The sequence below is a fragment of the Streptomyces sp. NPDC018693 genome (genome assembly GCF_044391385.1).
Lineage (GTDB): Bacteria > Actinomycetota > Actinomycetes > Streptomycetales > Streptomycetaceae > Streptomyces.
On the sequence record NZ_JBIRZZ010000008.1, the window covers coordinates 285,401 to 309,814 of the forward strand.

At 70.1% G+C, this 24,414-nt stretch carries 25 protein-coding genes and 2 pseudogenes; 13 read left to right on the forward strand and 14 right to left on the reverse strand.

The genetic code is table 11. The annotated features are described in order from the left end of the window. The first annotated feature begins 46 nt into the window (after positions 1–46). On the forward strand, positions 47–295 hold the full coding sequence (locus tag ACH5AC_RS22710; protein WP_003989952.1) for an acyl carrier protein: 249 nt from the start codon (positions 47–49) through the stop codon (positions 293–295). A 76-nt stretch (positions 296–371) separates the two neighbouring features. Then, complete coding sequence (locus ACH5AC_RS22715; RefSeq protein ID WP_398863827.1) at positions 372–1,646, forward strand: beta-ketoacyl-[acyl-carrier-protein] synthase family protein; 1,275 nt, start codon at positions 372–374, stop codon at positions 1,644–1,646. A 147-nt stretch (positions 1,647–1,793) separates the two neighbouring features. On the opposite strand, the gene ACH5AC_RS22720 is transcribed toward ACH5AC_RS22715, so the two are convergent. Next, positions 1,794–2,288, reverse strand: a complete 495-nt coding sequence (locus tag ACH5AC_RS22720) for a DUF3145 domain-containing protein (RefSeq protein WP_398863828.1) — start codon at positions 2,286–2,288, stop codon at positions 1,794–1,796. Between the two features lie 282 nt (positions 2,289–2,570). Between ACH5AC_RS22720 and ACH5AC_RS22725 the strand changes: the two genes are divergently transcribed. The 3 genes from ACH5AC_RS22725 to ACH5AC_RS22735 are packed head-to-tail and all read left to right on the forward strand — an operon-like array spanning position 2,571 to position 4,832. Then, a complete protein-coding gene (locus ACH5AC_RS22725; RefSeq protein WP_398863829.1) occupies positions 2,571–3,473 on the forward strand; it encodes an SGNH/GDSL hydrolase family protein in 903 nt (300 codons plus the stop codon). Positions 3,474–3,513: 40 nt separating this feature from the next. After that, positions 3,514–4,485, forward strand: a complete 972-nt coding sequence (locus tag ACH5AC_RS22730; protein WP_398863830.1) for an aldose epimerase family protein — start codon at positions 3,514–3,516, stop codon at positions 4,483–4,485. Between the two features lie 17 nt (positions 4,486–4,502). After that, positions 4,503–4,832, forward strand: a complete 330-nt coding sequence (locus ACH5AC_RS22735) for a hypothetical protein (protein WP_398863833.1) — start codon at positions 4,503–4,505, stop codon at positions 4,830–4,832. 136 nt (positions 4,833–4,968) lie between these two features. On the opposite strand, the gene ACH5AC_RS22740 is transcribed toward ACH5AC_RS22735, so the two are convergent. Both ACH5AC_RS22740 and ACH5AC_RS22745 read right to left on the reverse strand, forming a co-directional pair. Continuing rightward, positions 4,969–6,075, reverse strand: coding sequence for a protein-L-isoaspartate(D-aspartate) O-methyltransferase (locus ACH5AC_RS22740; protein WP_398863834.1), 1,107 nt, complete (start codon positions 6,073–6,075; stop codon positions 4,969–4,971). Between the two features lie 70 nt (positions 6,076–6,145). Further along, complete coding sequence (locus ACH5AC_RS22745) at positions 6,146–6,364, reverse strand: hypothetical protein (protein WP_398863835.1); 219 nt, start codon at positions 6,362–6,364, stop codon at positions 6,146–6,148. A gap of 127 nt (positions 6,365–6,491) precedes the next feature. On the opposite strand from ACH5AC_RS22745, the pseudogene ACH5AC_RS22750 reads away from it, so the two are divergent. Beyond that, a pseudogene (locus ACH5AC_RS22750) lies at positions 6,492–6,833 on the forward strand (mobilization protein); the annotation flags it as partial. A 319-nt stretch (positions 6,834–7,152) separates the two neighbouring features. Here ACH5AC_RS22750 and ACH5AC_RS22755 read toward each other — a convergent pair. The 4 genes and pseudogenes from ACH5AC_RS22755 to ACH5AC_RS22770 all read right to left on the reverse strand — a co-directional run. Continuing rightward, positions 7,153–7,698: an HAD domain-containing protein gene (locus ACH5AC_RS22755; RefSeq protein WP_398863836.1), complete on the reverse strand. Its 546-nt coding sequence runs from the start codon at positions 7,696–7,698 to the stop codon at positions 7,153–7,155. Positions 7,699–7,729: 31 nt separating this feature from the next. Further along, positions 7,730–8,422: a class I SAM-dependent methyltransferase gene (locus ACH5AC_RS22760; RefSeq protein WP_398863837.1), complete on the reverse strand. Its 693-nt coding sequence runs from the start codon at positions 8,420–8,422 to the stop codon at positions 7,730–7,732. A 1-nt stretch (position 8,423) separates the two neighbouring features. Further along, the gene (locus tag ACH5AC_RS22765; protein WP_398863838.1) at positions 8,424–9,335 is read right to left on the reverse strand and encodes an aminoglycoside phosphotransferase family protein; all 912 of its coding nucleotides are present in this window, start codon (positions 9,333–9,335) and stop codon (positions 8,424–8,426) included. 77 nt (positions 9,336–9,412) lie between these two features. Beyond that, positions 9,413–9,715: pseudogene (locus tag ACH5AC_RS22770) on the reverse strand (hypothetical protein); the annotation flags it as partial. Between the two features lie 111 nt (positions 9,716–9,826). On the opposite strand from ACH5AC_RS22770, the gene ACH5AC_RS22775 reads away from it, so the two are divergent. Genes ACH5AC_RS22775 through ACH5AC_RS22790 form a run of 4 tightly spaced genes read left to right on the forward strand, consistent with a single transcriptional unit; the run spans position 9,827 to position 14,754 of the window. After that, a complete protein-coding gene (locus tag ACH5AC_RS22775) occupies positions 9,827–10,273 on the forward strand; it encodes a hypothetical protein (protein ID WP_398863910.1) in 447 nt (148 codons plus the stop codon). Then, the gene (locus tag ACH5AC_RS22780) at positions 10,273–12,009 is read left to right on the forward strand and encodes a hypothetical protein (protein ID WP_398863839.1); all 1,737 of its coding nucleotides are present in this window, start codon (positions 10,273–10,275) and stop codon (positions 12,007–12,009) included. The genes ACH5AC_RS22775 and ACH5AC_RS22780 overlap by 1 nt, the downstream gene beginning before the upstream one ends. Beyond that, complete coding sequence (locus ACH5AC_RS22785; RefSeq protein ID WP_398863840.1) at positions 12,006–14,270, forward strand: site-specific integrase; 2,265 nt, start codon at positions 12,006–12,008, stop codon at positions 14,268–14,270. Before ACH5AC_RS22780 ends, ACH5AC_RS22785 begins: the two co-directional genes overlap by 4 nt. A 1-nt stretch (position 14,271) precedes the next feature. Beyond that, positions 14,272–14,754 (forward strand): hypothetical protein, encoded by a 483-nt coding sequence (locus tag ACH5AC_RS22790; protein WP_398863841.1) that lies wholly within the window; start codon positions 14,272–14,274, stop codon positions 14,752–14,754. A 102-nt stretch (positions 14,755–14,856) separates the two neighbouring features. On the opposite strand, the gene ACH5AC_RS22795 is transcribed toward ACH5AC_RS22790, so the two are convergent. Continuing rightward, positions 14,857–15,717 carry an FkbM family methyltransferase gene (locus ACH5AC_RS22795; RefSeq protein ID WP_398863842.1) on the reverse strand — a complete coding sequence of 287 codons (861 nt, stop codon included), beginning with the start codon at positions 15,715–15,717 and terminating at the stop codon, positions 14,857–14,859. 107 nt (positions 15,718–15,824) lie between these two features. Between ACH5AC_RS22795 and ACH5AC_RS22800 the strand changes: the two genes are divergently transcribed. Further along, positions 15,825–16,361: an AAA family ATPase gene (locus ACH5AC_RS22800; RefSeq protein WP_398863843.1), complete on the forward strand. Its 537-nt coding sequence runs from the start codon at positions 15,825–15,827 to the stop codon at positions 16,359–16,361. Here the strand turns inward: ACH5AC_RS22800 and ACH5AC_RS22805 are convergent. The 4 genes from ACH5AC_RS22805 to ACH5AC_RS22820 are packed head-to-tail and all read right to left on the reverse strand — an operon-like array spanning position 16,298 to position 20,308. Further along, positions 16,298–17,221, reverse strand: coding sequence for a glycosyltransferase family 2 protein (locus tag ACH5AC_RS22805; RefSeq protein WP_398863844.1), 924 nt, complete (start codon positions 17,219–17,221; stop codon positions 16,298–16,300). The two genes, ACH5AC_RS22800 and ACH5AC_RS22805, sit on opposite strands and share 64 nt — an antisense overlap. After that, positions 17,215–18,450: a glycosyltransferase gene (locus ACH5AC_RS22810; RefSeq protein WP_398863845.1), complete on the reverse strand. Its 1,236-nt coding sequence runs from the start codon at positions 18,448–18,450 to the stop codon at positions 17,215–17,217. Before ACH5AC_RS22810 ends, ACH5AC_RS22805 begins: the two co-directional genes overlap by 7 nt. Then, the gene (locus ACH5AC_RS22815) at positions 18,447–19,154 is read right to left on the reverse strand and encodes a hypothetical protein (protein ID WP_398863846.1); all 708 of its coding nucleotides are present in this window, start codon (positions 19,152–19,154) and stop codon (positions 18,447–18,449) included. The genes ACH5AC_RS22810 and ACH5AC_RS22815 overlap by 4 nt, the downstream gene beginning before the upstream one ends. Next, positions 19,151–20,308, reverse strand: a complete 1,158-nt coding sequence (locus ACH5AC_RS22820; RefSeq protein WP_398863847.1) for a glycosyltransferase — start codon at positions 20,306–20,308, stop codon at positions 19,151–19,153. Before ACH5AC_RS22820 ends, ACH5AC_RS22815 begins: the two co-directional genes overlap by 4 nt. 148 nt (positions 20,309–20,456) lie before the next feature. Between ACH5AC_RS22820 and ACH5AC_RS22825 the strand changes: the two genes are divergently transcribed. Then, positions 20,457–21,431 (forward strand): multiprotein-bridging factor 1 family protein, encoded by a 975-nt coding sequence (locus tag ACH5AC_RS22825; protein ID WP_398863848.1) that lies wholly within the window; start codon positions 20,457–20,459, stop codon positions 21,429–21,431. Between the two features lie 5 nt (positions 21,432–21,436). After that, on the forward strand, positions 21,437–21,991 hold the full coding sequence (locus ACH5AC_RS22830) for a peptide deformylase (RefSeq protein WP_398863849.1): 555 nt from the start codon (positions 21,437–21,439) through the stop codon (positions 21,989–21,991). A 31-nt stretch (positions 21,992–22,022) separates the two neighbouring features. On the opposite strand, the gene ACH5AC_RS22835 is transcribed toward ACH5AC_RS22830, so the two are convergent. Both ACH5AC_RS22835 and ACH5AC_RS22840 read right to left on the reverse strand, forming a co-directional pair. Further along, complete coding sequence (locus ACH5AC_RS22835) at positions 22,023–23,366, reverse strand: hypothetical protein (RefSeq protein WP_398863850.1); 1,344 nt, start codon at positions 23,364–23,366, stop codon at positions 22,023–22,025. A gap of 65 nt (positions 23,367–23,431) precedes the next feature. Then, positions 23,432–24,217 (reverse strand): hypothetical protein, encoded by a 786-nt coding sequence (locus tag ACH5AC_RS22840; protein ID WP_398863851.1) that lies wholly within the window; start codon positions 24,215–24,217, stop codon positions 23,432–23,434. Positions 24,218–24,414: the final 197 nt, after the last annotated feature.

A 24,414-nucleotide genomic window follows, 5' to 3' on the forward strand; every position in this document is an offset into this window, starting at 1 on the left:
CGGTGAGCACCCACACCCTCTGGAACATCAACGAAGGAGCGCCAACATGGCCGCCACTCAGGAAGAGATCGTCGCCGGTCTCGCGGAGATCGTGAACGAGATCGCCGGGATCCCGGTTGAGGACGTCCAGCTGGACAAGTCCTTCACCGACGACCTGGACGTCGACTCCCTGTCCATGGTCGAGGTCGTCGTCGCCGCCGAAGAGCGCTTCGACGTGAAGATCCCGGACGAGGACGTCAAGAACCTCAAGACCGTCGGCGACGCGACCGACTACATCCTCAAGCACCAGGGCTGACCCAGCCGCTGGCTGCATGGCCCCGCCACCCGGCGGTGGCGCCGCTGATCCTCGTACCGTTGGAGAAAGATTTCCCGTGAGCTCGACCAATCGCACCGTGGTCGTCACCGGTATCGGCGCAACCACACCGCTGGGTGGCGACGCAGCCTCTACCTGGGAGGGCCTCGTCGCCGGCAAGTCCGGCGTCAAGCCCCTGGAGCAGGACTGGGCGGCCGAGCAGGCCGTCAAGATCGCGGCTCCGGTCGCCGTGGAGCCCACCGAGGTCCTTCCGCGGCCCCAGGCCCGCAAGCTGGACCGCTCGGCGCAGTTCGCGCTGATCGCGGCTCAGGAAGCCTGGAAGGACGCCGGGTTCACCGGCCGGGCGGGCGAGGAGGACGGCTCCGTCGACCCCGACCGCCTGGGTGCGGTCATCGCCTCCGGCATCGGCGGCGTGACCACCCTCCTCGGCCAGTACGACGTGCTGAAGGAGAAGGGCGTCCGCCGCGTCTCCCCGCACACCGTGCCGATGCTGATGCCCAACAGCCCCTCCGCCAACGTGGGTCTGCTCGTCGGCGCCCGCGCGGGTGTGCACACGCCGGTCTCCGCGTGCGCCTCGGGCGCCGAGGCCATCGGCTACGCCATCGAGATGATCCGTACCGGCCGTGCCGACATCGTCGTCGCGGGGGGCACGGAGGCCGCCATCCACCCGCTGCCGATCGCCGCGTTCGGCAACATGATGGCGATGTCCAAGAACAACGACGACCCGCAGGGCGCCTCGCGTCCCTACGACGTCGCCCGTGACGGCTTCGTCCTCGGCGAGGGAGCCGGTGTGATCGTGCTGGAGTCCGCCGAGCACGCGGCCGGGCGCGGCGCGCGGGTCTACGCGGAGGCGGTCGGGCAGGGCATCTCCGCCGACGCGCACGACATCGTGCAGCCGGAGCCGGAGGGGCGGGGCATCTCCCACGCCCTGCAGAACCTGCTGGACCGCACCGACCTGGACCCGGCGGAGATCGTGCACGTCAACGCGCACGCGACGTCGACGCCGGCCGGTGACGTGGCCGAACTGAAGGCGCTGCGGAAGGTGTTCGGGGACGACGCCGGCCACATGGCGGTCTCCGCGACCAAGTCCATGACCGGGCATCTGCTCGGCGGCGCCGGCGGCGTCGAGACGGTCGCCACCGTGCTCGCCCTGTACCACCGGGTGGCTCCGCCGACCATCAACGTCGACAACCTCGACCCCGAGGCCGAGGCCAACGCGGACATCGTGCGCGGTGAGGCGCGGAAGCTGCCCGTGGAGGGCCGGATCGCCGCGCTGAACGACTCGTTCGGATTCGGTGGGCACAACGTGGTGCTGGCGTTCCGTACGGTGTGACGGCGTCGCTCGACCTGATGGTGGCCCGGCTCCCTCGTGGAGGCCGGGCCACTCGTCGTTGTGTCGTCCGTGGTGCGCCGGGTGCGGGTCGTGGTCGCTTCTCGCGCAGTTCCCCGCGCCCCTGGCGGCGCCGCCCCTGAGGTGCTTTCAGACCACCTGGTGGAGCCAGCGGACGGGAGCGCCTTCTCCCGCGTACCGGAACGGCTCCAGTTCGTCGTCCCAGGGCTTGCCCAGGAGCTTGGACAGCTCGGCCTCCAGGTCGGTCTCGCCTCGCTGGGAGCGTTGCAGCGCGGCCCTGACGCGGTCCTCGGGGATGAGGATGTCGCCGTGGATGCCGGTGACCGCGTGGAAGATGCCGAGGTCGGGGGTGCAGCTGTAGCGCTCGCCCTCGGCGGTGGCGCAGGGTTCGGCGGTGACCTCGAAGCGCAGGAGGTGCCAGCCGCGCAGCGCGGAGGCGAGTTTGGAGGCCGTGCCGACCTCACCCTGCCAGGAGAACTCGGCGCGCCAGGTGCCGGGCGCGGCGGGCTGCCGGATCCAGTCGAGGCTGACGCGTGTGCCGAGCACCCCGGCGACGGCCCACTCGACGTGCGGGCACAGCGCGCGCGGCGCGGAGTGCACGTACAGAACTCCACGTGTCGTCACCGGGACCTCCGGGCAGGCGGGTCGTCTTGCGGGCCGGGGTGGCGCTACGGCTACGGCAGCGGCCACGTTGAGGGCGAGGCTACCCTGCGGCGGCTCAAGGAGTGTGACGTACCGTCGGTCCCGATGCCGCGAAACGCCCGCCATTCACCCGGGGGGACGCGTGTACGGGTGTGAGGCGTTGCATCTTGTGGGCTCGGGCCTCGGGGCGGGAACCCTCGTACGTTGTCATGGGTGGGGCCGGCCGACCGCCGGCCCCGAGCGAGGCGAGGGGATCGGCGAGGGATGCGGAAGGCAAACCGGCGGGCGCGGGCCGTGGTCGCGGCGCTGGCGGCCGCCACCGTGGTCGGCTTGGCCGGCTGTGACGCGGTGGGCGGGGACTCCCCCGGCCCGTCGGGCACGGCGGCCCGCCAGGCGAAGCCGTCCCCGTCGCCGACCCCGCTGTGGGACGTGAGCCCGGCGTCGCTGGCCGCCGTCGGCGACTCCATCACGCGCGGCTTCGACGCCTGCGGGATCCTCACGGACTGCCCGGAGGTGTCCTGGGCGACCGGCAGCAGCGGCGAGGTGAACAGTCTCGCCGTGCGGCTGCTGGGCAAGGACCGGGCGGCCACGCACAGCTGGAACTACGCGGTGACGGGCGCGCGGATGGCGGACCTGCCGGGCCAGATGGCGCAGGCCGCGGCGCGCGGGCCCGCGCTGGTGACGGTGATGACGGGCGCCAATGACGCCTGCCGGTCCTCGGTGGACGCGATGACGCCGGTGGCGGACTTCCGGGCCGACTTCCAGGCCGCGATGAGCACCCTGCGGCGCGCGGCGCCCAAGGCGCAGGTGTATGTGGCGAGCGTGCCGAACCTGAAGCGGCTGTGGTCCGAGGGGCGCACCAGCACGCTGGGCAAGCAGGTGTGGAAGCTGGGCATCTGCCCGTCGATGCTGGGTGACGCGGACGCGCTGGACTCGGCGGCGACGCTGCGCCGGGAGACCGTGCAGAAGCGGGTGGAGGACTACAACACGGTGCTGGAGGAGGTCTGCGCGAAGGACCGCCGGTGCCGCTTCGACGACGGCGCGGTGTACGACTACCGGTTCGGCACCGGCCAGTTGAGCCGCTGGGACTGGTTCCACCCGAGCAAGGACGGGCAGGCGCGGCTGGCGGAGATCGCGTACCGCAAGGTCACGGCGAAGTCGTCCTGACTTGGACGTCGTTTCTTGGACGTCGTTTAGAGTTCCGCGCATGAGCGAACACTTCGGAACACTTTCCGACGGCACCCCGGTTCACCGCTGGACACTGGAGCGGGCCGGCACCCGGGTGCGTGTCCTGTCGTACGGCGGGATCGTGCAGTCCGTGGAGGTCCCCGACCGGGACGGACGGACGGCGAACGTGGTGCTGGGGTTCGCTGACCTGGACGGTTATCTGAACCGCCCGGAGCCCTTCCTGGGCGCCCTGATCGGCCGTTACGCCAACCGGATCGCCCACGCCCGCTTCACGCTGGACGAGGTGACGTACGCGCTGGAGCCGGTCAACGGCCCCAACTCCCTGCACGGCGGCGCCCAGGGCTTCGACAAGCGGGTGTGGGACGTCGAGCCGGTCGAGCACGGGCTGCGCCTGAGCCGGGTCGCCGAGCACGGCGAGGAGGGCTTCCCGGGCCGTCTGGAGGTCGCGGCGACGTACGCCCTGGACGCGTCGGGCGCGCTGCGCATCACGTACGAGGCGGTCACCGACGCGCCGACGGTCGTGAACCTGACCAACCACAGCTACTTCAACCTGTCCGGCCACGGCACGGCACACGACCATGAACTACGCCTGTCCGCCTCCCGCTACACCCCGGTCGACGCCGACCTGATCCCGACGGGCGACCTCGCGGACGTCACCGGCACCCGCTTCGACTTCCGCAGGCCCCGCAAGGTCGGCGCCGGCTACGACCACAACTTCGTCCTCGACAAGGGCATCACGGACACCGCCGTACAGGTCGCCGAGCTGCACGACCCGGCGTCCGGGCGGGTCCTCACGGTGTCGACCACCGAACCCGGCCTCCAGCTCTACACGGCGGACCACCTCCCGGCTCCCTTCACCCCCGGCGAGGGCCTGGCCCTGGAGACGCAGCACTTCCCCGACTCCCCCAACCGCCCGGACTTCCCGACCACGGAGCTGCGGCCCGGACGGGTGTTCCGGTCGGAGACGGTGTACGGCTTCGGTGTGCGGTAGCCGAGGGAGGGATCGCGTTGGGCGTGGACGTGGTGCTGCAGCGGGTCGAGCGGCGGGGTACGAGTCCGAGGAGACGCCGTCTGACGCAGGTCGAGGTCGTGCCGGACGGCTCCGGCCTGTTCGCCCGCATCTGCGGGAGCGTCGGCACTCCCCTGCTGAACCGGGTGGACCCGTACGGTGACCTGGTGCTGACCACTGCTGAGATGCCGCAGTTCCTCTCGGAGATCGACGCGGCACGGGCTGTCGCCCGGACGGACACCGAACGCCGTCTACTGGCCGACATCCGTGCCCTCGCCGAACGGTGCGCCCAGGACACGTCGACGGAACTGCACCTCCAGGGCGACTGACCACCACGAGCCCCGGCCCGGGGGTCAGGTCCCGGGGCCGGGGCTGGTCCGACGGTAACCGCCGACGCCGTCCCGCGGTGGGCACACCGGAATTTCGCACGCACCCTTCACATATGAGCGCGACACACTCAGCTGCTCAGAGCGCGGCGGTGTTCCGCACGGGGCGGCTGGGCGCGTCCAGCCAGACACGCTGTCCCGCCGCGGTCACGGTCACGCCGAACCGCTCCCGGCCCGGCCGGCCGTTTGTCACATACAGCTCGCGCGCGGCCTCCACCGCGTCCCAGAGCATCCGCGGCCCCGCCTGCCATGCGGTATTGCCCTCCGCCCTGGCCCACGCACCGTCAGCGCCCCACAGCTCCACGGCCGTCACGCCGCCGCCGTCACCACGCTCGAAGGCGAACCCACTGTCGGGTGCGACGAGAGACAGCACGAAGCGGAACGCCTCGTCCTCGGCGACGGTGGTCAGGTCCAGGCCGGTGGGTCGGCCGCCGGCCGCCGTTGGCTTACCCGGGTGCGCCGGTGTGCCGGTGGTTCCGGCGGCGCGTACGGCCATGAAGTACGAGCTGGTGGGCAGGAACCGGCCCTCGGCGCGGCCGTCGGCGCCGACCACGAGGCGCGCTGTGCCCCAACCCCCCGGGCACACGATCAGGCCCGCGGGCCGTACCTGCTCCAGCCATGTGACCGGGAGCGTGCTGAAGCCACAGGTGGCGATCAGCCGATCGTACGGGGCCCGGGCCGGGTACCCCGCGCGGCCGTCCCCGGCGTGGACGAGCGGGGTGTATCCGCAGTACCGCAGTCGCGAGTCCGCCCGCCTCGCCAGCACCGGGTCGCCCTCCACCGTCACCACTCTGAGCCCGTCCAACCGTTCCGACAGCAGCGCCGCGTTGTAGCCGGTACCGGTCGCGGTCTCCAGCACCTGGTTGCCGTCACGGACGTCGAGGGCCTCGAGCATGGTGAGCATCAGACCGGGCGCGGTCGACGACGAGGTGGCCACGCCGTCCGTGAGCTGGGTCGCCAGCGCGTCGTCCGTGTAGACCAGGTCGAGCCAGTCCGGATCGGCGGCGGTCACATGCCGCTGCTGCCCGTCGCGGTCGAGGGTCCAGAACTCCGGCACGAAGGGTTCACGCGGAACGTCCTCGAACACCTTCCGCCATGTCGGATCCGTCAGTTGGCCACTGGTTTCCAGCTCGCGGGCCAGCGCCGCGCGCAGGTCGGCGGAGCGCTGTCCGGTGTGCGTCGTCATGGGCGTCCCTCGGCGAGGCCCGTGCGGTTCTGGATCCAGGACCACTCTCCGGACGGGTTGCATTCGAACATCACCCCGTCACCGGCCGGGGTGACGGCGAAGTCGAACGCGCCGAAGGCGAGCCGGAAGTGTTCCAGCCAGTCAGCACACCGGCCCGTACGTCGTCCGGCACTTTGCCCACGTCGTAGCCGAGTGCGTCGTAGTCGCTGCGCCAGTCCACCCGGGCCGCGTCACTGCCCGCGTGGATCTCGGCGGCGAACATCTCCGTCCCCACGACGGTGAGCCGCACCTCGTGGCTCTTGTTGATCCATTCCTGGAACAGGTGCGCCGTCCGTCAGGGACACGGAGTCGTCGATGGTGTCGGGGTCCACCAGGTGAGTCGGGACCCCGGTGCGGCGGCCGTCCGGGTACTCCAGCGGGCACGCACCGTCCTCGACTCCGATGACGATACCGCCGCCCAGGGCCACCTGGCCGGCGACGCCCTGTACAACATCGCCAGCGCCAGGACCGGCCCGCACCGGGCAGAACTACGGGCAGCGGCAATAGCGTTCAACCGCGCCCGCCGCTCCGCCACCCGCGCCGACCACCAGGCCGCCACCGCCCTGCGCAAGGCCGCCAAGGAACTCGCCTACGCCTCCAGCGAGCCGGGCGGACTCTCCATCGCCCTGGTCTTCGCCACCGTGCACCTGGCCCGCGCCGCTGCCAAGTGGCACGAACAGCGCGGCCACGAACAGCAGTCCGCTGCGGCCGAGGAAGCCTGATATCCCCACCGACGCCGCGGGCGCCGTTGCTTGGGCCGCAACCGCCGGCATCCCGGTCACGCCACAGACAGCCAGAATCGAAGAGCTGCAGCGCTCACACGAGACCTTCGCAGAAGACCTCTTCGGCACGCTGCTCGACCAGCTGGGCTTCCCCCCAGCCGCTCAGCCCTCACCTGGGCCATAAGAGCGACGCCCAAAACACGCTGAGCGTACTCAGCCGCGCGACCAAGTTCGCTGCCATCCCGTTCAGAAATGCAGGCAGGGCCCACAGCCACCCTGATGCCCCCGCGGCCACGAGCAGCGAGGGCATCAGTCGTCAGGCGGCGCGGGCTGTGCGTAACTGCGCGACCCACCTCGTGACCTCGGTCAGGTGCTCGGGCTGTAGACCGAGGTGCGGGTCGGGCTGAATGAGGAGTGTTGGCGTTCCCTTGGCGGTGCGCTCCGCCGCCCAGGCGAGGTCAAGACCGGTGAAGTCGTCGTCGATCCAGACGACGGGTACGTCGGCCAGCCAGGCGTCGACGTGGTCGCGCTTCCAGAGGTAGCCGTTGGGGTGGCTGGTGGTGATCTGCGGACGCGGCAGGTCGACGTGCGGCAGGTCCGGGAGGCCCAGGAGCGGGCCGATGAGGGTGGTGGCGTCCTGCCGCCAGCTGGTGCACCAGACGGGGGTGACCAGGCCGGTGCGGATCACGTCCATGAGCATGGGGCCGTGGGCAGGGTCGAGCCAGACGGTGACCGGGTTGTCGGCACTCCGGCCGGTGGGGACGACGTCGTGGCGGGCGTGGGTGGCCGGGGTCGAGCCGTCCGCGTTGGGGAAGGGTATGAGGACGCCGTCGATGTCGAGGAGCAGGTAGGGCGGGCGCATCGGTCCTCCATAGGCTGGATGAACGCGGCTGTCAGAGCTTGCGGGCGCGGAACAGCAGGGTGGTGGGCCAGTGGCCCATGCGGGGGTCGTGGAACTCCTGGGCTGAGGTGAGCCAGAAGCCTGCCTGGCTGAGGTGCTTCTCCCAGCGGACGGTGTCGAGCTCCCAGCGGGCGATGGGGAGCCGGGTGCGGTCGGGAAGGGTGACGAAGTCGCGGCGGGGCCGGTCGTCACCGGAAGGGCTGCGGCCGCCGCGCTGCGGGTGCGGAACGGAAAAGGCGAGCACCCGGCCGGGCGTGAGGCGCTGGGCGATGGCCGGCAGCAGGAGCTCGGGGGCGACAAGGCCCACGGCGCCGAAGACGGAGTAGACCGCATCGGACTGCTCGTCGGAGGCTTGCAGGTAGTGCAGCGCGTGGCCGGCCACGAAGATGAGGTTGTTCAGCCGTCCGTAGTGGGAGCGGGCGCGGCGGACCTGGAGGCCGACCAGGTCGACGCCGGTGACGTGGGCGCCGTGTCGGGTGGCGAGGTGGGCGGCGTTGTGGCCGGGGCCGCAGCCGAGTTCCAGGAGCCGCTTGCCGCGCAGGTCAAGCCCGAGGGTCTCGGCTCCAGGCCCTTGGCCGGGTCTCGTGGTCCACTCCATCCGGGCGGGTACAGAGAGAGGTTCGGCGAATCCAGCGGCGGTGCGCTGAACGGCGTGGGCGTGCCAGGGGGATGCCTGGGCGAGCACGTCAGATCTCCAGGAGGTGGAGGACGTCGGTGAGGTGGCGGCGGACGGCCTTGGTGTAGGCGGGATCGGTGGCCGGGTCGTTGATCCAGCGGATGGACTGCTCCATGAACCACTCGACGGCCCACACGCGGTGCCAGCCCAGGGCCCAGTTCTCGGCGGTGAGCCCGCCGCGCGGGGTGAGGGCGTCGGGGGTGCCGCCGGCAGTGACGTACTGCTCCAAGAGGACGCGCAGGCGCACGGGGTGCGGGGGCTCGATGCTGCCGTGCCAGCTGGCGAGGTCGAGCAGGCCGGGGCCGGTGAAGGCGCGGGCGAAGTCGAGCAGCCGCCAGCCGCGCTCGCCGATGTGGAGGCTGGTGGGGTGGAACTCGGAGTGCACCCAGCCGAACGGTTCCAGTGTCGCTCCGGCCGAGCGGGCTTCGGCGGCCTTGGCGATCCGATCGAGCGCGTCCTCGACGTCGTCGGCGTCCTGCCACCGGTCGGCCTTGCGCAGCCGTTCGAGGTGTTCCAGCGCCCGGGCGGGCAGCGTGCGCAGCCGGTTCTGGTCGAGGACGGGCAAGGGCGGAGCCGTACGGGTGCCGTGCAGAATCACGGCCGCGGCGACGCCGTCGAGGTCGTCGGCCTCGCGGACGGACGGTCCGAGGTCCTCCACGAGCATGCCGAGCCATCCGTCCAGGACGGCGGAGGCGTGGACCTGGGGGACGGGTACGCCGAGGGTGTGGGCCAGGCGAAGGGCCTGGTCCTCGCTGTCGAAGGGCTTCTTGGCGTACTTGAAGATGGCCGTGGAGCCGTCGGGGAAGGTCACGCGCTCGACGCCGGACATGGACCACACGCGTACCTCCTCCCGTACGGCGGTGGTCCGGCCGGTCGCGGTGAGCAGGTTGTCGAGGAGTTCGACGCTGGGGTTCGTGGTCACGGGAGGGCTCCGGGGGATGGTGGCATCCGGGGCGGGCGAGGGAAGCCGGCCCGCCCCGGAGCCTGATCGGGTGGTGGTTACGCGGCGGGGTTCACCCGGTGGGCGTAGACCTGTTCGATCCAGCCCGCCTTGAACGCGGCAAGGTCGTCGCGGAAGTTCGCCATCGAGGCACCGTAGGGCGCGACCACGCCGCCGGACTGGTCCGGCACGGACTGGCAGCCGTGCACGAGCCGGCCGCCGAGCGCGGCGTGGGCCTTGATGGACTCGATGCGGCGGTGCTCGTTGAACCAGCCGCCGTGGTAGACCTCGTCGAGCATCCCGCCCATCTCGTCATCCAGGTCGAAGACGACGGAGGTGGCGGCGGGGAAGAACCAGCACGGGCAGTTACCCGGGCAGATGCCCGAGGTGGGCGGGTCAACGGCGTCCGAGTCACCTGGGATGCCCTGCGGCCGGCCGAGCGCCGCCGCCTGGTGGCGCCCGACGGCGGTTCGATGCTGCTGGCCGTGCGTCCGGACGGCGGGCCGTTCACCGCGTGGCCCACGGTCTTCGCCCGTGCCTCCGAGCGGATCCGTGAACGCTTCGAGCCGCGATTCCCGCATGTTCACCCCCACCGGCTCCGCCACACTTTTTCGATCAGGACCCTTGAGCAGCTGGTCAGCGGCTACTACGCCCAAGCGGCACGGATGGTGAAGGAGACCGATGCCGACGCCGCGCTGAAGCTCTACCTGTCCAAGGCCGATCCGCTGATGGTGCTGCGCGACCTCCTTGGTCATTCTTCAGTGCTCACCACGGAGTCGTACCTGCGGCGGCTGGACATGACCCGCATCTACCGCGACGCCTACGAGCAGTCCGGCCGCGAACTCGGCCTCGGCGGCGAGCAGGCTGCCGCAGACCGTGAGGCGGACAGCGAGTTCGACGACGAAGGCGAGAATTTCTGATGTCGGCAGAGATGATCGATGCTCCGCTGGGCCTGTCCTGCAACTTCACCCGAGGCACGCGCGCGGTGATTGTGGTCGATGACGGCCACAATCCGCAGCTTGCCCGGGAACTGCTGACGGGCCTGCTGCCACTGATCCATCCGCACGGCCGCCTTGACTCCCAGCAGAGCATTCAGCGCTTCACGCGTGCGATCTCGTGGTTCACTGCGGCACTCGCCGACGAGGGCTACACCGGCGGGGCCGCCGGGCTGACCCGGGCGCGTCTGGCCCAGGCGTGGTGGGGCAGCGATCACCGTCGCGAAACGGCGATCCGCAAGATGCTCGCTGCCTTCGATGACGCACACCCCACGCTCGCACCCGAGGTCCGGGAGTTCGTCGACGGCCGCGTCTTCAACTACGCGAAGGACTACACGCCGCTGGTTCCCTACGACGAGGGGGAATGGCAGCAGCTGGAGAAGCTCTGCCGGGGAGCGGTCAAGGAGTCGTATGCCAAGCATCGCCAGGCCATGAAGGCGGCTGAGCACGGGCGGGATCCGGTCGAGCACGGCTGGACGTTCGAGAACGTGTGCTGGCTGCTGGCCCGCAAGGGTCCCGTCAGTGCCTCTGAACTCGCGCTGTCGTACGGCTGGCCGGTCTGGAAGGTCAGCGAGAAGTACCGGGGCCTGCACCATGTCAGCGCGGCGCTGTTCCCCGACTCCGAGGTGGTGATCGGATACCAGCTGCTGTTCAGCGTCTACACCGGAATCGTTCCCGACGGCATCGGCGGTCTCGACCTGGACGGCGTGGAGTGGGCCGGGGACAGCACGATTCTCCTGAGCTATCTCAAGGGCCGCACCGCGGCAGAAAGCCTCACCCTCAACCGTCGCGCGGTGCGGCTGCTGGAGCAGTGGTTTCGGCACTCAGCCCCACTGCGGGAGTTCGCGCCGGAGGAACGGCGAGGCGCGATGTGGCTGCGGCAGCAACTGCGGTACGGCCGCCTGGACCGCTGGCAGAGCGAGCCCATCCAGCACACCGGCTTCAACACCTGGCTCGCACGGCAGCGCACGGCCGGAGCCGAGGGGCTTCCGAAGAGCGTCCACCGGCACCGTATCCGCACGACGTTCGAGTCCCTGCGGGACCGGCAGGCGTGGTTCGGCAGTACCAGGGCCACCGTCGATCCGAACCACAGCCCGCAGATCGAGGGCGACCGCTACCTGGCCACCCCCACCGCGGCCCAAAGCGACGACATCGACACGCTCATCGAGACAGCCCAGGCCGACCTGCTCCGCAAGGCCCATCCGCCCCAGGTGATGACCGAAGACGAGATCGCCGACTTCGCCGGGAGCTTCCCGCAGCTGGTGAAGGAGCTGGAACTTGACGACGCGGCTATCGCCGAGCTCACCGGAGGCCAGCGCGATGTCTTCGTCGCGGCCTGCGCCGACCCCCTCTCGGGCCAGCACGGCCCGGCAGGCAAACCCTGCCCCGCTCGACCCTGGGTCTGCCTGCTGTGCCCGCTCGCCGTCTTCGCACCGCGTCACACACCGAACCTGCTGCGGCTCAACGCCTACTTCGCCCGGCAGTGGCAGCAGATGCAGGCCGCACACTTCATGGCCGTCTTCGGCCCGTACGCCCAGCGCATCGACGAAGTCCTCGACGCCTTCCGCAACCAGGCCCCCGACCTGCTGGTGACCGCTGCCGCCCAGGTCGCCGACACCGACGACGAACTGCCGCTCCTGCCGGAGGAACGCACCGCATGAACGTCATCAGCAACCTCGATCCCCACCTCGAACGGGAAGCTTCGCCCTTTGCCGGGCGCGATGTATGCCAGACCTGCGGATTCGAGCAGTCCTCCGGAGCGCCGGCGATCATCTTCGAACAGGACGTCTGGGACTTCACCCGAGTCATCGGTTTGCCCGCCTACCTTCAGCGCGGCTCGCTGATCCTGAAATTCGCCTCGATCTCCAACCCTCGCTGGCGGACCGTGGCCAAGGAGTTCCTGCTCGCGCTCATGGCACCGGACCATGAACGCGTACGGACGCTCGCCCAGGCGAACCGAACCCCTCGGACCCTGACCACCTGCGCCCTCAAGTTCGACGCCTTGGCCAGATGGCTGAACTGGCTTACGGAGCAGGGCGTCACCGCGCTTCACGAGGTGACCGGTCAGATGTGCTCCGCGTTCGTCATGGAGCGAGCCCAGCGCCGGAACAAGGACGGCAAGGTCGTGGGCCGTCAGGAAAGTGTGGCCGCTGCTGCCGCCCAGACGATCGCCGACGTGGTCCGCTACAACGAGTTGTTCACCACTGACCAGTTCGCGGACGGGCTCCGGCCGTTCAACGGCCAGCCGGGATCACTCGTGGCAGGAAGGAAGCGCCCGGCCAACGGGGAGAACTCGACCCCCGTGGTTTCTCCGGAAGTCCTTCAGCCCTTGCTGGCAGCCTGCCTCTACATGGTGCAGACCCTCGGTCGGCATGTGGTTGAGTTCGTCGGCCAGGTCGCCGAGGCTCGTCGAGAGCGCGACGCTCTGGCGAGACCCGTCTACGCCAGTGGAAGGAAGCAAACAGCCAAGACGGACGACATGCCCGGGGACGCCCAGTGCCCGCTGGACGCTCCGACCCGAGACGTTCTCCTCGCCTCCATCGAGCAGCGCATCTCCGAAGGCAGGCCCCTGGACCGGCTGCCTTCACACCAGATCGCACGGCGACGCAACAACGGCACCTTCGCCTCCACTGATCCATTGCTAACAGTCAACTTCTCCGCCGTGGCGAGGGACGCTGGCATCGGCAGCTTCCCGTTGCCCTGGGTGAACCTTCTGCGCGAGGACTTGGAGCGGGCCGTGGCCGCGGTCGGCGTCGAGGCGCCGTTCGGCCGTGACGCGGTTCGCGTGCCGAGGGCGGATGGCCAGGGAACTGTCCCCTGGACGGCACCGCTGGGCGAGTTGGACGCGGGCCCTCTGGTCGCGCGCATGCGGTCGGCCTGCCTGCTGTTGACGGCGGCTGTCAGCGGAATGAGAGCCAGCGAGCTCGCTGAGCTCCTGGTGGGGTGCCGCCGTCCACCGCAGGAGTCCTACCGGGGACTGCGACGCTTCCGGATCAGCGGCAAACTGATCAAGGGCCAAGGGCTCGGCGGCACTGACGACGAATGGGTGGTGACCGAGGAGGTCTACGAGGCGATCGCACTGGCCGAGCGCCTGCACGACTCCTCCAGCCCGTACCTGTTCACGGTGTCGGGGTTCCCCTCCGCCTACAAGCACTTCCGCAGCTGGGTGAACAGTCCGGCCGGCCAGCGGCTCGGACTCGCGCCGATCCCGGACGAACCGGTGAATCTGCGCATGCTGAGAAGATCGCTCGCCGTTGAACTCGCCTACCGGCCCGGTGGCCTTCTCGCGGCGAAGATCCACCTGAAGCATGTGTCGGTGGTCACCACCGAGGGCTACGCGAACCGTCCCGGCGGATCCCAGTCCCGATTCCTCGCAGAGGTCGGCAAGGAGGAGGAGAAACGGAACCTCGCCATCGTCGCCGAGGAGTGGGAGAACGTTCGCGCGGGGATCAAGCCGTCCGGTCCGGGGGCTCGTGACCTGCTGGAGTTCTTCCAGAGTGTGGATGGCAAGCTCGACGACGCGCTCCAGACAGCACCGAACGTGATCACCAACGACCAGCAGGTCCGCGGCATGCTCGCGAAACGCGCCAAGACCCTGCACCTGGGGACCGCGAACTACTGCTGGTTCGCCGACCCCGCCAAGGCTCTGTGCCTGAAACTCGCGGGGACGCCGACCGCAGACCGGCCGCTGATGGGCATGTGCGACTCGGCTCGCTGCCCGCAGGCGACCCATCACTCCCGTCATCGCCCGGTCTGGGAGAAGACCGTCGAGCAGAACAAGGTGTTCATCGGGATGCTCGGGCGCGGGCAGAAGGCCGAACGCGCCCGGCTGGAGGCGGAGTTGATCCGCGCGGAGAAGGTCCTCGCGGACATCGACGCCGCCAGCGGGGACCCGACGCCGACGGCCGGGACGGAGGACTGAGATGGGACGCCTGACAGCAGAGACCCGCGCCCGGAACGAAGCGGCGATCCGGGCGGCGATGGACCGGCTGCTGGCCGGAGCGATCCCGCCAGGTGGCGGGTGCGATCTCAAGACCTTGGCGGCCGAGGCAGGGGTGACTCGCACGGGCTTCTACCCGAAGGGAGAACGCCCCGGCCCCTATCAGCACCTCGCGGAGGAGTTCGAACGGCGGGTGAAGGAGGCCCAGGCAGCGGGGATCGTCACGGACCCCAGGGCATCGCAGATCGAGCGGTTGAAGGCCCAGGTCGCCGAGCTGAAAGAACGGGTCGCCGAACGGGACGCGGATCTCGCCGAGCTCACGGCCTTCAAGGCGCTCGCGATCTCCAGGCTGGCCGCCCAGCACGAGGAGATCGAGCGTCTGCGGAGGCAGGCTGACACCGTCGGTGACATCCGCCACTTGCCCGCCACGCGCAGTGGTACGGCCCCGTACGGGTCGTGCAGCTGAGACTCATACTGCCCAGGGGCCCGCAGCCTGGCTGTTGAACGCCTTACCCGTCCGATGAGAGAGGCAAGGTCTCGGCGTCGGTGCGGGAGAAGACCAGGTCGCTCATCTCCGTGATCGGCCCGTGCCACCGCACGGCAGGCGCGGGCCTGCGCAGGGCGGCCGGGTAGCAGGCCGCGGCGTAGTCGTTGGCCAGCCGGTAGACGTGGAACCCGTGCTCGCGCAGGGCGCAAGCACGTCGTCGGCCTGCTGTCCCTGCTTGGCCAGCGTCCGGGGGGTGACCTCGACAACAAGCTCGGCGTCGTGGCGCAGCCTGCCCAGGACCGGGGCCAGCCCACGCACGGCAGCGGCCTCGCCGCCCTCTACATCGATCTTGATCAGGCGGGTGGCGGCGAGCTCGTCCTCGGTGACGAGCTGGGGCAGCGGCGCCGCGTTCACTTCGAACGAGGAGACCACGGTGCGCGGGCGGACTGAGGTGGTGCCGCCGAGGTTGGTGGAGCGCTCCAGGTAGAAGGTCATCCGGCCTGCGGCGTCGGACACCGCGGCGTTCACCGTGCGGACGTTGGTGCACCCGTTGGCCTCGATGTTCGCCGTCAGGGCCTGGTGGAAGGCCGGGGAGGGTTCGATCGCGACGACGCGGCCGGTGGGGCCGACGAGCTGGGCGGCCAGCAGCGTGAAGTAGCCCGTGTGCGCGCCGGTGTCGATCACGAGGTCGCCCGGGGTGATGCGGTTGCGCATCCATGCGGTCAGGTGCGGCTCCCATGTGCCGAACAGCCAGAGGTAGCGCTGAATGACATCGCTGGTCGCCACGGGGAAGACGGTACCGGTGCGGGTGCGGGCGGTCGTGGTGAGCGGGTGCTGCTTGAGGTATTCGCTCAGGTGCCCGGCCAGCCATGGCTTACCGAGGCAGCCGGGCGCATACCGCACGTACGCACGCAGGGCGCTGAGCATGAACGGTGGGATCACGGCAGATCTCCCTGAGGTGGGGCGCGGCCGTTCGGCCGCGCTGCGGGCGGAAGGGTGGCAGGCTGGGCTCCAGGAGCAATCCGCAGAGCGCGAGGAGGAGAGCGCGGGTGAAGGCGGTGGAGCCCAGCCGGGCCGCTGACCGCGGTCGGGAGACCGGGCCGGTGGTGTATCTGCTGGTCGGGCTGACCGGGTCGGGCAAGACCACGTACGCCCAGCGGCGGCTGGAGCCGTCCGGAGCGGTGCGGCTGTCGGTGGACGAGCTGGTTCACGCCCGGCACGGCAGCTACGGCGTGGATTATCCGGAGCGGGACTACTTCGCCCTGGAGGCGCCGGTGGTCGCTGAGGTCCGTGAGCGCCTGGTGGAGCTGGTTGCAGCAGGCCGGGACGTCGTACTGGACCACGGCCTGTGGCTGCGCTCGGCCCGCCAAGAGTGGAAGAAGCTTGTCGAAGAGGCGGGCGGTCAGCCGCAGCTGTTGTACTTCCCTGTCGAGCGGGCCGAGCTGCTGCGGCGTCTTGAGGAGCGCAACCTGCGTGAGGACGCCAACGCGCTGACCGTCACGGAGTCGGCGCTCGACGACTTCTACGCCCGGTTCGAACCGCCCGAGGGCGAGGGCGAGGAGATCATCGAGCCCGGCTGGTTCTGACCCTCCCTTGAGGTCGGTGGCCGCCAGGTGGTCACCAGCCGTGTCGCCTGCGCCGCCCACCAGTCGGGGATGGCCTGAAGCGAGACAGGCTGGAAGCCCAGGTGCGGGGAGTCGACCGCGATCCGGCCGCCGTGCCGGTGAAGGTGCTGGAGCAGGCGGCGGGCCTCGGCAAGCCGGGCAGGGGAGGCGGTCTTCCAGGTGCCGTCCGCAGAGTGCACGGCCCGCCGCTCGATGTCCTGACGCACGCCGTCGCGCCACTTGAAGTGGTGGACGGCAACCGGTGGCCGGTTGGCCGGGCGGTGGCCCTCGGCGCGGTGGTTGCCGGAGGCCACGGCGACGCTGGAGTGCGCGAGCACGATCTTGCGGGGGTCGCCGCGCAGGAGCAGATGGGTGAGGAAGGCGCCGAGCGGATACGCCGCGTCCAAACCCGTCTGCGGGTCCCAGCCGGTCAGGGAGCCGTCAGTGGTGACGCGGTCGAGCATCAGCCCGCCCACCACGCGGTGCCCGGCGTGCTCGGCCTGGGCGATCGTCTCGTCCAGCGGGGCGGGGTACTGCTGGAACTCGTCGGCGTCGGCGAGCAGGTGCCAGCCGGGCCCGGCCTGCTGCCGCAGGGCGTCCCTGAGTTCGCCGTTGGTGTGCTCGTGCCACCGGCCGCTGCTGGTGGCGGTGGGGATGATGCCCAGCTCGCGGCTGACGGCCTGGAGCGCGTGTCGCCGCTGGTCGGGGACGTGTTCGGGGAAGTGGAAGGCGATGAGGAACCGCTCGATGCCCAGGAGCCGGTAGTGGCGGACCCAGGCAGCCAGCAGCGGGACTTCGACGGGGCCGATGACGGAGACCAGCGGCGGAGGTGTGATCAGCATCGTGACTCCTTCGTACGCAGGGAAGCGAAGGCGTGGGTGAGGAAGTCGGCCTGCTCGTCGGCCGTCCGCATGCCCAGCAGGCGGGGCGCCTCGGTGCCGGGCTGGGCGGGCGGCTGGCGGATGACGGTGTGCAGGACGTCGGCGAGGCCGTCCGGGTCGCCGGCGGGGAAGGTCAGGGCCCAGGGCTGGCCGCGAAGCCGACCGGTGAGAGCGCCGTCGTGGTCGGAGACGATCAGGGGGACGCCGAGGCGGGCGGCGTCCATCACGAGCCCGGATTCCTTGCTGATGCCGGGGTGCCGGGCGACCAGGGCGGCGTCGGCTGCGGCGTAGACCAGCCGCAGCACGGTGTCCGTGACAGGGCCGGGCACGGTGTGCAGGCGCAGGTCGGGCAGGGCCCGCCACCGCTCAAGAACGGTTTCGTCGAGCGGGGCCCCGGTGACGATGAGGTGCAGCGGTTCCTTCAGCCGGGCCAGGGCGGCATCGATGACGGCGATGTCCTTGTAGGGCCACCAGCCGCCCACCAGACACACCGCGGCTTCGGCGGCGGGGATGCCGAAGGCCGTCCGGCCGCCCTCGCGTTCGGCGTCGGCCAGGCGGCGGCCGTCGTCGACCGCGAAGGCCCGCACCACCGCAGGCAGATCCGGGAAGGCCGCCGCCATCTGATCGCCCACCGCCCGCGTCGGATACACCGCGACGACGTACCTCTCACCCCGGCGGCCGAGCCGCCCGACGAGCCGTACGGCGGCGTCCTCGGTGGTGACCTGGTCGTGGACGAACCGCAGGTGCGGCTGTCCGCCGAGGAGGGCGGCGGCCCCGTGCAGGGCCTCGCTCGCAGTAAGGATCACTACCGCCCCGGCGCCGGGCTGAAGGCGGCGGGCGGTCCGCAGGGCCGATGCCTCGGCCAGGCAGCGGGCGATGAGGGTGACCTGGTGCGGCAGCCGCCGCAGGCGGCGGGGCCATCGGGGCGAGCGGAAGATGCGCTGCCCGGCAGTGGAGAGCCCGGCCATAAGGCGGGATGAGGCCAGCAGGACGGCCGCCGCTCGCCCGGCCGGGGCGGTCGCCAGCCGGGCGCCGGCCTCGCGCAGGGCCGTGACCGTCTCGCGGGCGATCCCGTGCGGGGCGATGACCAGGCTGCCCGGCCGGGCCTGGGCGAGCGCCACCAGTGTGCGCTGGTGGTGGCCGCCCAGGCGGTTCGCGTACGGCTCGATCAGTACGAGCGCACCGGTCATCCCGAGACCGCCTGGTCCCCGTGGGCGGCGGTGAAGCGGTCCCGCAGCCAGGTGGGGTCGTTGAGGTGGTCAAACAGCTTGGGGGCGCGGGCGGCCCCACGGGCGAAGGCGACGCCCTCCTGGGCTCCGGCGGCGGCGTAGGTGGCGAACTCGCCGTCCCGGCTCGTGGTCCACGCCTCGACCCGTTCGCGGGCGTCGTCGTCGGCCATGCCGTACTCGCTGCCACGGGCGAGCATCGCGCACTCGCGGAAACCGGCCCTCCACGCGTGGAAGGGGCTCTGGTTGAACCGGGTGACGCCCGCGCTCTGTTCGGCGAACTCGATGCGGCCCGGGAGGGCGGCGAGAACGTCCACCGCCTCGCCCATCTCGCGCAGGGCACTGCGGCGGATCAGCTTCAGCCCGCCGTAGCCGTAGGTCAGGCCGTTGACGGGGTTGACCGCCTGCCACACCCGCATGGACACGCCCTCGTCCAGCGGCTCGACCGTGGCGGGGGCGAAGTCGGTGTCGATGGCGAAGTCGCCGTCGGCGAGGAAGAACTGCTCGCGGTCGACGACCTCGGCGCACAGCCGGTAGGCCCGGCGCATCCCGTGCACGCCGTGCAGGCGCTTGACCGTGCCGCCGAGCGTTCTTTGCAGGCGGGCGTGGAGGGAGCCCGCCATCGGCTCGTCGTAGGAAAGGAACACCGCGTCGAACCTGGTCGTCACGAGAGAGCCTCCAGGTAGCGGGCGGCGGCCAGGGCGGGGGCGAAGTCGGCGGTGGAGGCGTAAGCGCGCTTGGCGTGCAAAGCGTGGAACTCGTCGTCGGTGGCGAGGCGTTCGGCCAGTGCGACGGCCTCGGCCGGGGTGTCGAAGCACAGCTCGGTGTCGATGTGCTCGGCGAGCCAGCCCAGGCGCGGGGAGATGACCGGCAGGCCCATGCCCTGGCAGTCGATGACACTCATGGACCAGGGGCAGCCGGGGCGGAAGGGGGCGATGCCGAAGCGGGCGCCGGCGAGCAGGTTCTTGTAGCGGATGCGGTCGCCCCGGTCGGAGACGATCTGGACGTGCGGCAGCGTGGAAAGCTGGTCACGCATCTTCTCGGGGCTGTTGTCCAGGCCCTGCCGTTCGGGACGGCGCTGGCCGAACAGGTCCATCACCCGTAGCCGGATGCGGCCGGAGGCGACCAGGTCACGGGCCAGGTGCACGAACTGCTCGGTGCCGTAGTGCGCGTACAGCCTGTGGTTGTAGATGCCGATCGCCCCGGCGCCGGAGGTGGGCTGGGTGGTGGCGGGAGGACAGACCAGGCGGTCGTCGCGCGGGGCGGGCACCACCCGCAGCCTCTCGCCGAGGTCCACGGTCATCCGGGCAGCAGCGGCCGACACCCAGGAGGCGGCCGTGGAGGAGTGGACCATCACCCGGTCACAGGCGGCCAGCCCGGCAGCGAACGCCAGCAGCACCGGCCGTCCGAGCCCCGCGTCGTTCAGGGACGGATCCAGCAGGAGCTGCCCGCCGCTGGTGAAGGAGAACGGCAGGTAGTGGCAGTACCCGGCCAGTAGTGCGTCCGATCCGGCCTCCAGCAGGGCCGTGCGGATCGCCGGGGCCTCCTCGATCTGGTTGGCCACCACCGCGTCCGGCCTCTCGGCCCGGATCAGTGCCACCAGTTCGTCGATGTCCGCGGAGAACCGTGCCCGGTACTTCGTCCCCGGCACCTTCGTCTGGTGGAAGCCGCAGCGGGCATCCCCGGCCGCCGCCGGTGCCGCGACGGTCACCTCGGCCCCGGCATCCGCCAGGGCCGGAGCGAGCAGGTCCGCGAAGATCCACCCCGAGTCGGCCGAAAGCCGGTCGGGGTTGGAGATGTTGAGCAGGTACAACACGCGCATGTGCGTCGCCTCCCTGATATCTGCCCGGAGGGTCGATCCGGGCCAGTGAGGGAAGGAAACCGGCGACGCGGACCGTGACGGGATGATGAACTTGGATCACTCACGGTTCATTCATGCTCACCAACAAGTGACGCGGGGGCGGCGTTCGATGGACGCGCAAGGCGACGAGATCACCGTCGAGCAGGCGGCCGAGAACTACGCGGCTGAGGTGGCGCGATGGCGGGAAGTACGCGGAATGTCCAAGCGAGCGTTAGCTCTGGCCATGGGGTTCGACCCGTCCTACGTCAGCCACGTGGAGTCGGGCCGCCACAAGCCCACCGAGGAGTTTTCGCGCCTCGCCGACGAGGCCCTGAACGCCGGGAAGGCGATCTGGCGGCGCTGGTGCGACTACGAGCAGGTGAAAGCCCGTACCCGGCGTCCGACGGCCACGCCGCCCGCCCAGCGCAGGCCCGAGCAACCGTACGCAACCGGATCGGCCCTCATCGTCGAACACGACGCGGCACGGCTCCAGTACGACGGCAGCAAGTACCGGCTCACCATGCGCCGCCGGCTACGGAACACCGGCGATGAGCCGGTGACCCGCTACCTGATCCGGATCTCCGTCGACCGCTACCCCGGCGACCCCGAGCGCTCCAACGCCCACTACCGGGCCCACCCGCTGACCTGGAACGAACTCGCCCTCACCGCGACCTGCCGGGGAGAGGCAATGAGCTGGCAGGTGAAACACGACCGCGACGCCTTCAAGGAAGTCTGGCTGGTGTTCGACAACGAACACGGCCGCTTCCCGCTCTACCCGGGCGAGTCCGTGTGGATCGAGTACGCCTACACCGTCGGCGACGACAAGTGGGGCAACTGGTTCCAGCGCGCCGTACGCCTGCCCACCGAGCAGCTCGAAGTCCAGCTCGCCTTCCCCGCCGCCCTCGACCCGGTCGTGTGGGGCACCGAGACCTCCATGACCGCCGAAGCCTCCCCGCTGCGGACCCCGCCCGTCCGCAGCGACGAAGGTGAGCTACGGCAATTCACGTGGATCACGACCACACCGGCCCTGCACGCTCGGTACCGTCTGGAGTGGCGGTTTCGGGCACGGCCCGAACATGACACGGATCAAGGGGAGTTCAGGTGATTGGCGTGCGGCCCAGCCAGCAGATGCGAGACCTCGGCGTCGTCCAGCACGGCGCCGGCATCCTCGCCGAACCGGCCCGCGTCTTCGACCTGCCCGCCGAGCGCGACGAGGCCGAGCGCATCACGGACGAGCTGTTTGCCGCCATGGAGCGGATCGGCCAGGTCCACCCCTTCGCCAAGGGCATGGGCATCGCCGCCCCACAGATCGGCATCGGACGCGCAGCCGCCGTCGTCCAGCCGCCGGGTGACGCGCCCGCCATCGTCCTGCTCAACCCGAAGATCACCGACCGCTCCGGCGAGGTGGACGAGCAGTACGAAGGCTGCCTGAGCTTCTTCGACGTCCGCGGCCTCGTCCCCCGCCCCCTGAGGATCACCGTCGAGACCACGGCCCTGACCGGCGAGGCCGTCACCACCGTGTACGAACGCGGCCTCGCCCGCCTCATCCACCACGAGATCGACCACCTTGATGGCCTGCTGTACACCACCCGCATGCGAACCGGCGTCGATCCGATCCCGGTGGAGGAGTACCGGCAGACCGGCAGGGCCTGGGCGTACGAGTGAATCTTGGCTTGTGGGCTACCGCTCGAGCTCTTCACCCCGGAGGAAGGCGATAGCACGTCACGACGCCGTTGTTGTCGGCGAGCAAGAAGTTCCCCAGGACCAGCAAGTTGAACCCGCAGTCGTTCTGCCCATCACGGCGTGTGCCAGGAAGCGTCAGAACGCGGCCAGTAAGCGCGTTGACGAGCAGGTCGGGCTCTTTGCACTCGTCGTTGGAGAAGACAGCCCATGTGGTCCAGATTTGCTGACGGGGCGTGGCATCGACGTAATCGGCGACGAGGGCCTCGTAGACGATGTCGGACTCCCACAACATCGTCCCGTCGGCGACTGCTCGCCCAGAGAAGGCTCCGCCCTCCCAGGTGATGACCGTCTGGCCGACCAAAGCTCGGGGCCCCTGGAACAGCGGAAGCGTCACCTCTGAGGCGTACGGAACGGTCCGGACGCCGCAGTCGCTGCTCGGCCATTCGTGCTTCCACAGCAGGGTGCCAGTGCTGCGATCGAGGACCTTGACGCTCGCCGCTTCACCGTACGGGAGGTTGCATTGTGCGCACCAGGTGCGCCGGTCGGCCTGCGGCGTCTGTTGGCAGTCTCGTAGCGAGCCGTAGCCTGGCTGGAAGCACACCCCCATGCACCTGCTGGCGGGATCGTCGTCACCGCAGTCCGGGTGGCAAGCACATGTGGCCTCCGGTTCCGGACACTGCCACTCCCCCACCACGACGTGCCGGTCGTCCGCCCCTACGTACGTGTTGGGCCACTCGAGGTTCCAAACAACTTCCTCTGACACGGGATCGACGGCGGCCAAGGACCCTCCCGCTTCGTCCACGGCCAAGACGACCCCTGTTGTCTTGCCGACGCCGCTGAGGATCGCGGTCGGCGGGCGAGATACCTGCCGAACGGCCCACAGACGGCGGTCTCGGGGTGGGTCGAGGTCGGCCCAGTAGTCGCCCGCGTTGTATAGGGCAGAGTCATATTGGCTGAACCACGCCATCCAGTCGCGGATCGGCAGCCGAGTCCTCTCGACGTGCCAGAGCACTCGGCCAGTGCGTGGTTCGTGCCCGCTGATCGACATGCCACTGCTTGTGGCGGTCCGTACGACGGCCTGTCCCTGCCAGCTCCGTGTTCGCGGTGCGCAGGAGACCATCCACTGCCAGGCCGTGTAGTCATTGTCGTAGAGCGCCTCAAGAAAGCGCTCGCCAGCGGCGTCTTCTTCGGGGAGGGACCAGAGCTTGGTGCCGGTGGCCAACTCGACGACCTCGCCTCGGACGACGACGAGGCCAGCGCCGCAGGGTTCGAGGTCAGGCAGACCGCGGGGGGCGAGCCGATTCCAGAGCCTCTTCGGCTGGTCGAGCCCGAGCAGCCCGGTCGTACGCTCTGCCAAGCGTCGGCTCGCGCCCGATGTCACCGACGTGCTGGGCACAGTGGAAGGCAGGTGCCGGTTGTCGCTCACAAGGATTCTCCCCGCTGCGCGAGCGCGGCGCGATGCTCGGATATCTGGGCGTGAAGCAATTTCGCTGCCTCATCCAAGGCTGCCTGCGGATCATCTGCGAAGCAGAGCTGCCCGAGCGGACCAGCCCGCAATGCGGCGACCTGGGTCCGCACCCTGTCCAGGCGCGCCCGCACCAGGCGGATCCGCTCGTGTAGCTTCCGAACGTCAGTAACGCCCTCGATTCCTCGCGTTGACGGTCCGCCGCCCGGGGATTCTCGGCTGGCCCAGACCTGAGCCAAATCCTGCAGCGCGACAACGTCCCCTGCGGCGTACGCAGCGTTCACGCGGGCCATGAAGTCCTCCCGCCGTCGGCGCTCGGTCCCATCCTCACCAGCAAGATCAGGGTGACAGGAGCGGGCGAGCTCGCGGTATAGGTCGCGCAGGGACCGTTGGGCCGTTCGCACCTGTTGCAGCCGCTCGGCTGCCGCATCAGGGTCTGCCGCGGCTTCCGCGTCACGCGCAGACTGGCTGGCTTGGTCACGGGCATCCTGGGCGAGAGACTCGTCCCAGGAGTCGCCGGACAGTTGCGCAGTACGCTCGGCGAGACGGGCAACGAGTTCGTCCAACTCGGCGTACAGAGGCGCGAGCCTGGCCATTTGGACCCGGGAGAAGGCATCGAGTTCGGTGGTGACCGTCACGAGCTCTGCTTCCGCCTCAGCAAGGCTGTCGGTCAGTGCTGCAAGCTCTGCTCTGAGCCTCTGGAGGGTCGGATCGGCCCATATCTCAGGGGAGGACGAAGACACGCCCATCACTGTAGACCCGTGATTCCTGGTCCCATCGAGCCTCGCAGCTCGGCGTTGAAATGAGCAGCCAGGCAGGCGTCCGCTCGACCTGCGTGCAGTCGCTCGACCACACCCTCTTTGGTAGTGACATGCACCACACTGCTACTGTTTCTGACGCCATGAAACGAGACACTGTCCGCGACGCCAGCGAGACACGA

Bases quoted from the DNA above. Each gene is read 5' to 3' on its own strand.
- ACH5AC_RS22785 (WP_398863840.1), top strand. From the start codon at position 12,006: ATGAACGTCATCAGCAACCTCGATCCCCACCTCGAACGGGAAGCTTCG.
- ACH5AC_RS22825 (WP_398863848.1), top strand. From the start codon at position 20,457: ATGGACGCGCAAGGCGACGAGATCACCGTCGAGCAGGCGGCCGAGAAC.
- ACH5AC_RS22725 (WP_398863829.1), top strand. From the start codon at position 2,571: ATGCGGAAGGCAAACCGGCGGGCGCGGGCCGTGGTCGCGGCGCTGGCG.
- ACH5AC_RS22805 (WP_398863844.1), bottom strand. From the start codon at position 17,221: ATGCTGATCACACCTCCGCCGCTGGTCTCCGTCATCGGCCCCGTCGAA.
- ACH5AC_RS22730 (WP_398863830.1), top strand. From the start codon at position 3,514: ATGAGCGAACACTTCGGAACACTTTCCGACGGCACCCCGGTTCACCGC.
- ACH5AC_RS22820 (WP_398863847.1), bottom strand. From the start codon at position 20,308: ATGCGCGTGTTGTACCTGCTCAACATCTCCAACCCCGACCGGCTTTCG.
- ACH5AC_RS22780 (WP_398863839.1), top strand. From the start codon at position 10,273: ATGTCGGCAGAGATGATCGATGCTCCGCTGGGCCTGTCCTGCAACTTC.
- ACH5AC_RS22775 (WP_398863910.1), top strand. From the start codon at position 9,827: ATGCTGCTGGCCGTGCGTCCGGACGGCGGGCCGTTCACCGCGTGGCCC.
- ACH5AC_RS22710 (WP_003989952.1), top strand. From the start codon at position 47: ATGGCCGCCACTCAGGAAGAGATCGTCGCCGGTCTCGCGGAGATCGTG.
- ACH5AC_RS22740 (WP_398863834.1), bottom strand. From the start codon at position 6,075: ATGACGACGCACACCGGACAGCGCTCCGCCGACCTGCGCGCGGCGCTG.
- ACH5AC_RS22810 (WP_398863845.1), bottom strand. From the start codon at position 18,450: ATGACCGGTGCGCTCGTACTGATCGAGCCGTACGCGAACCGCCTGGGC.
- ACH5AC_RS22790 (WP_398863841.1), top strand. From the start codon at position 14,272: ATGGGACGCCTGACAGCAGAGACCCGCGCCCGGAACGAAGCGGCGATC.
- ACH5AC_RS22755 (WP_398863836.1), bottom strand. From the start codon at position 7,698: ATGCGCCCGCCCTACCTGCTCCTCGACATCGACGGCGTCCTCATACCC.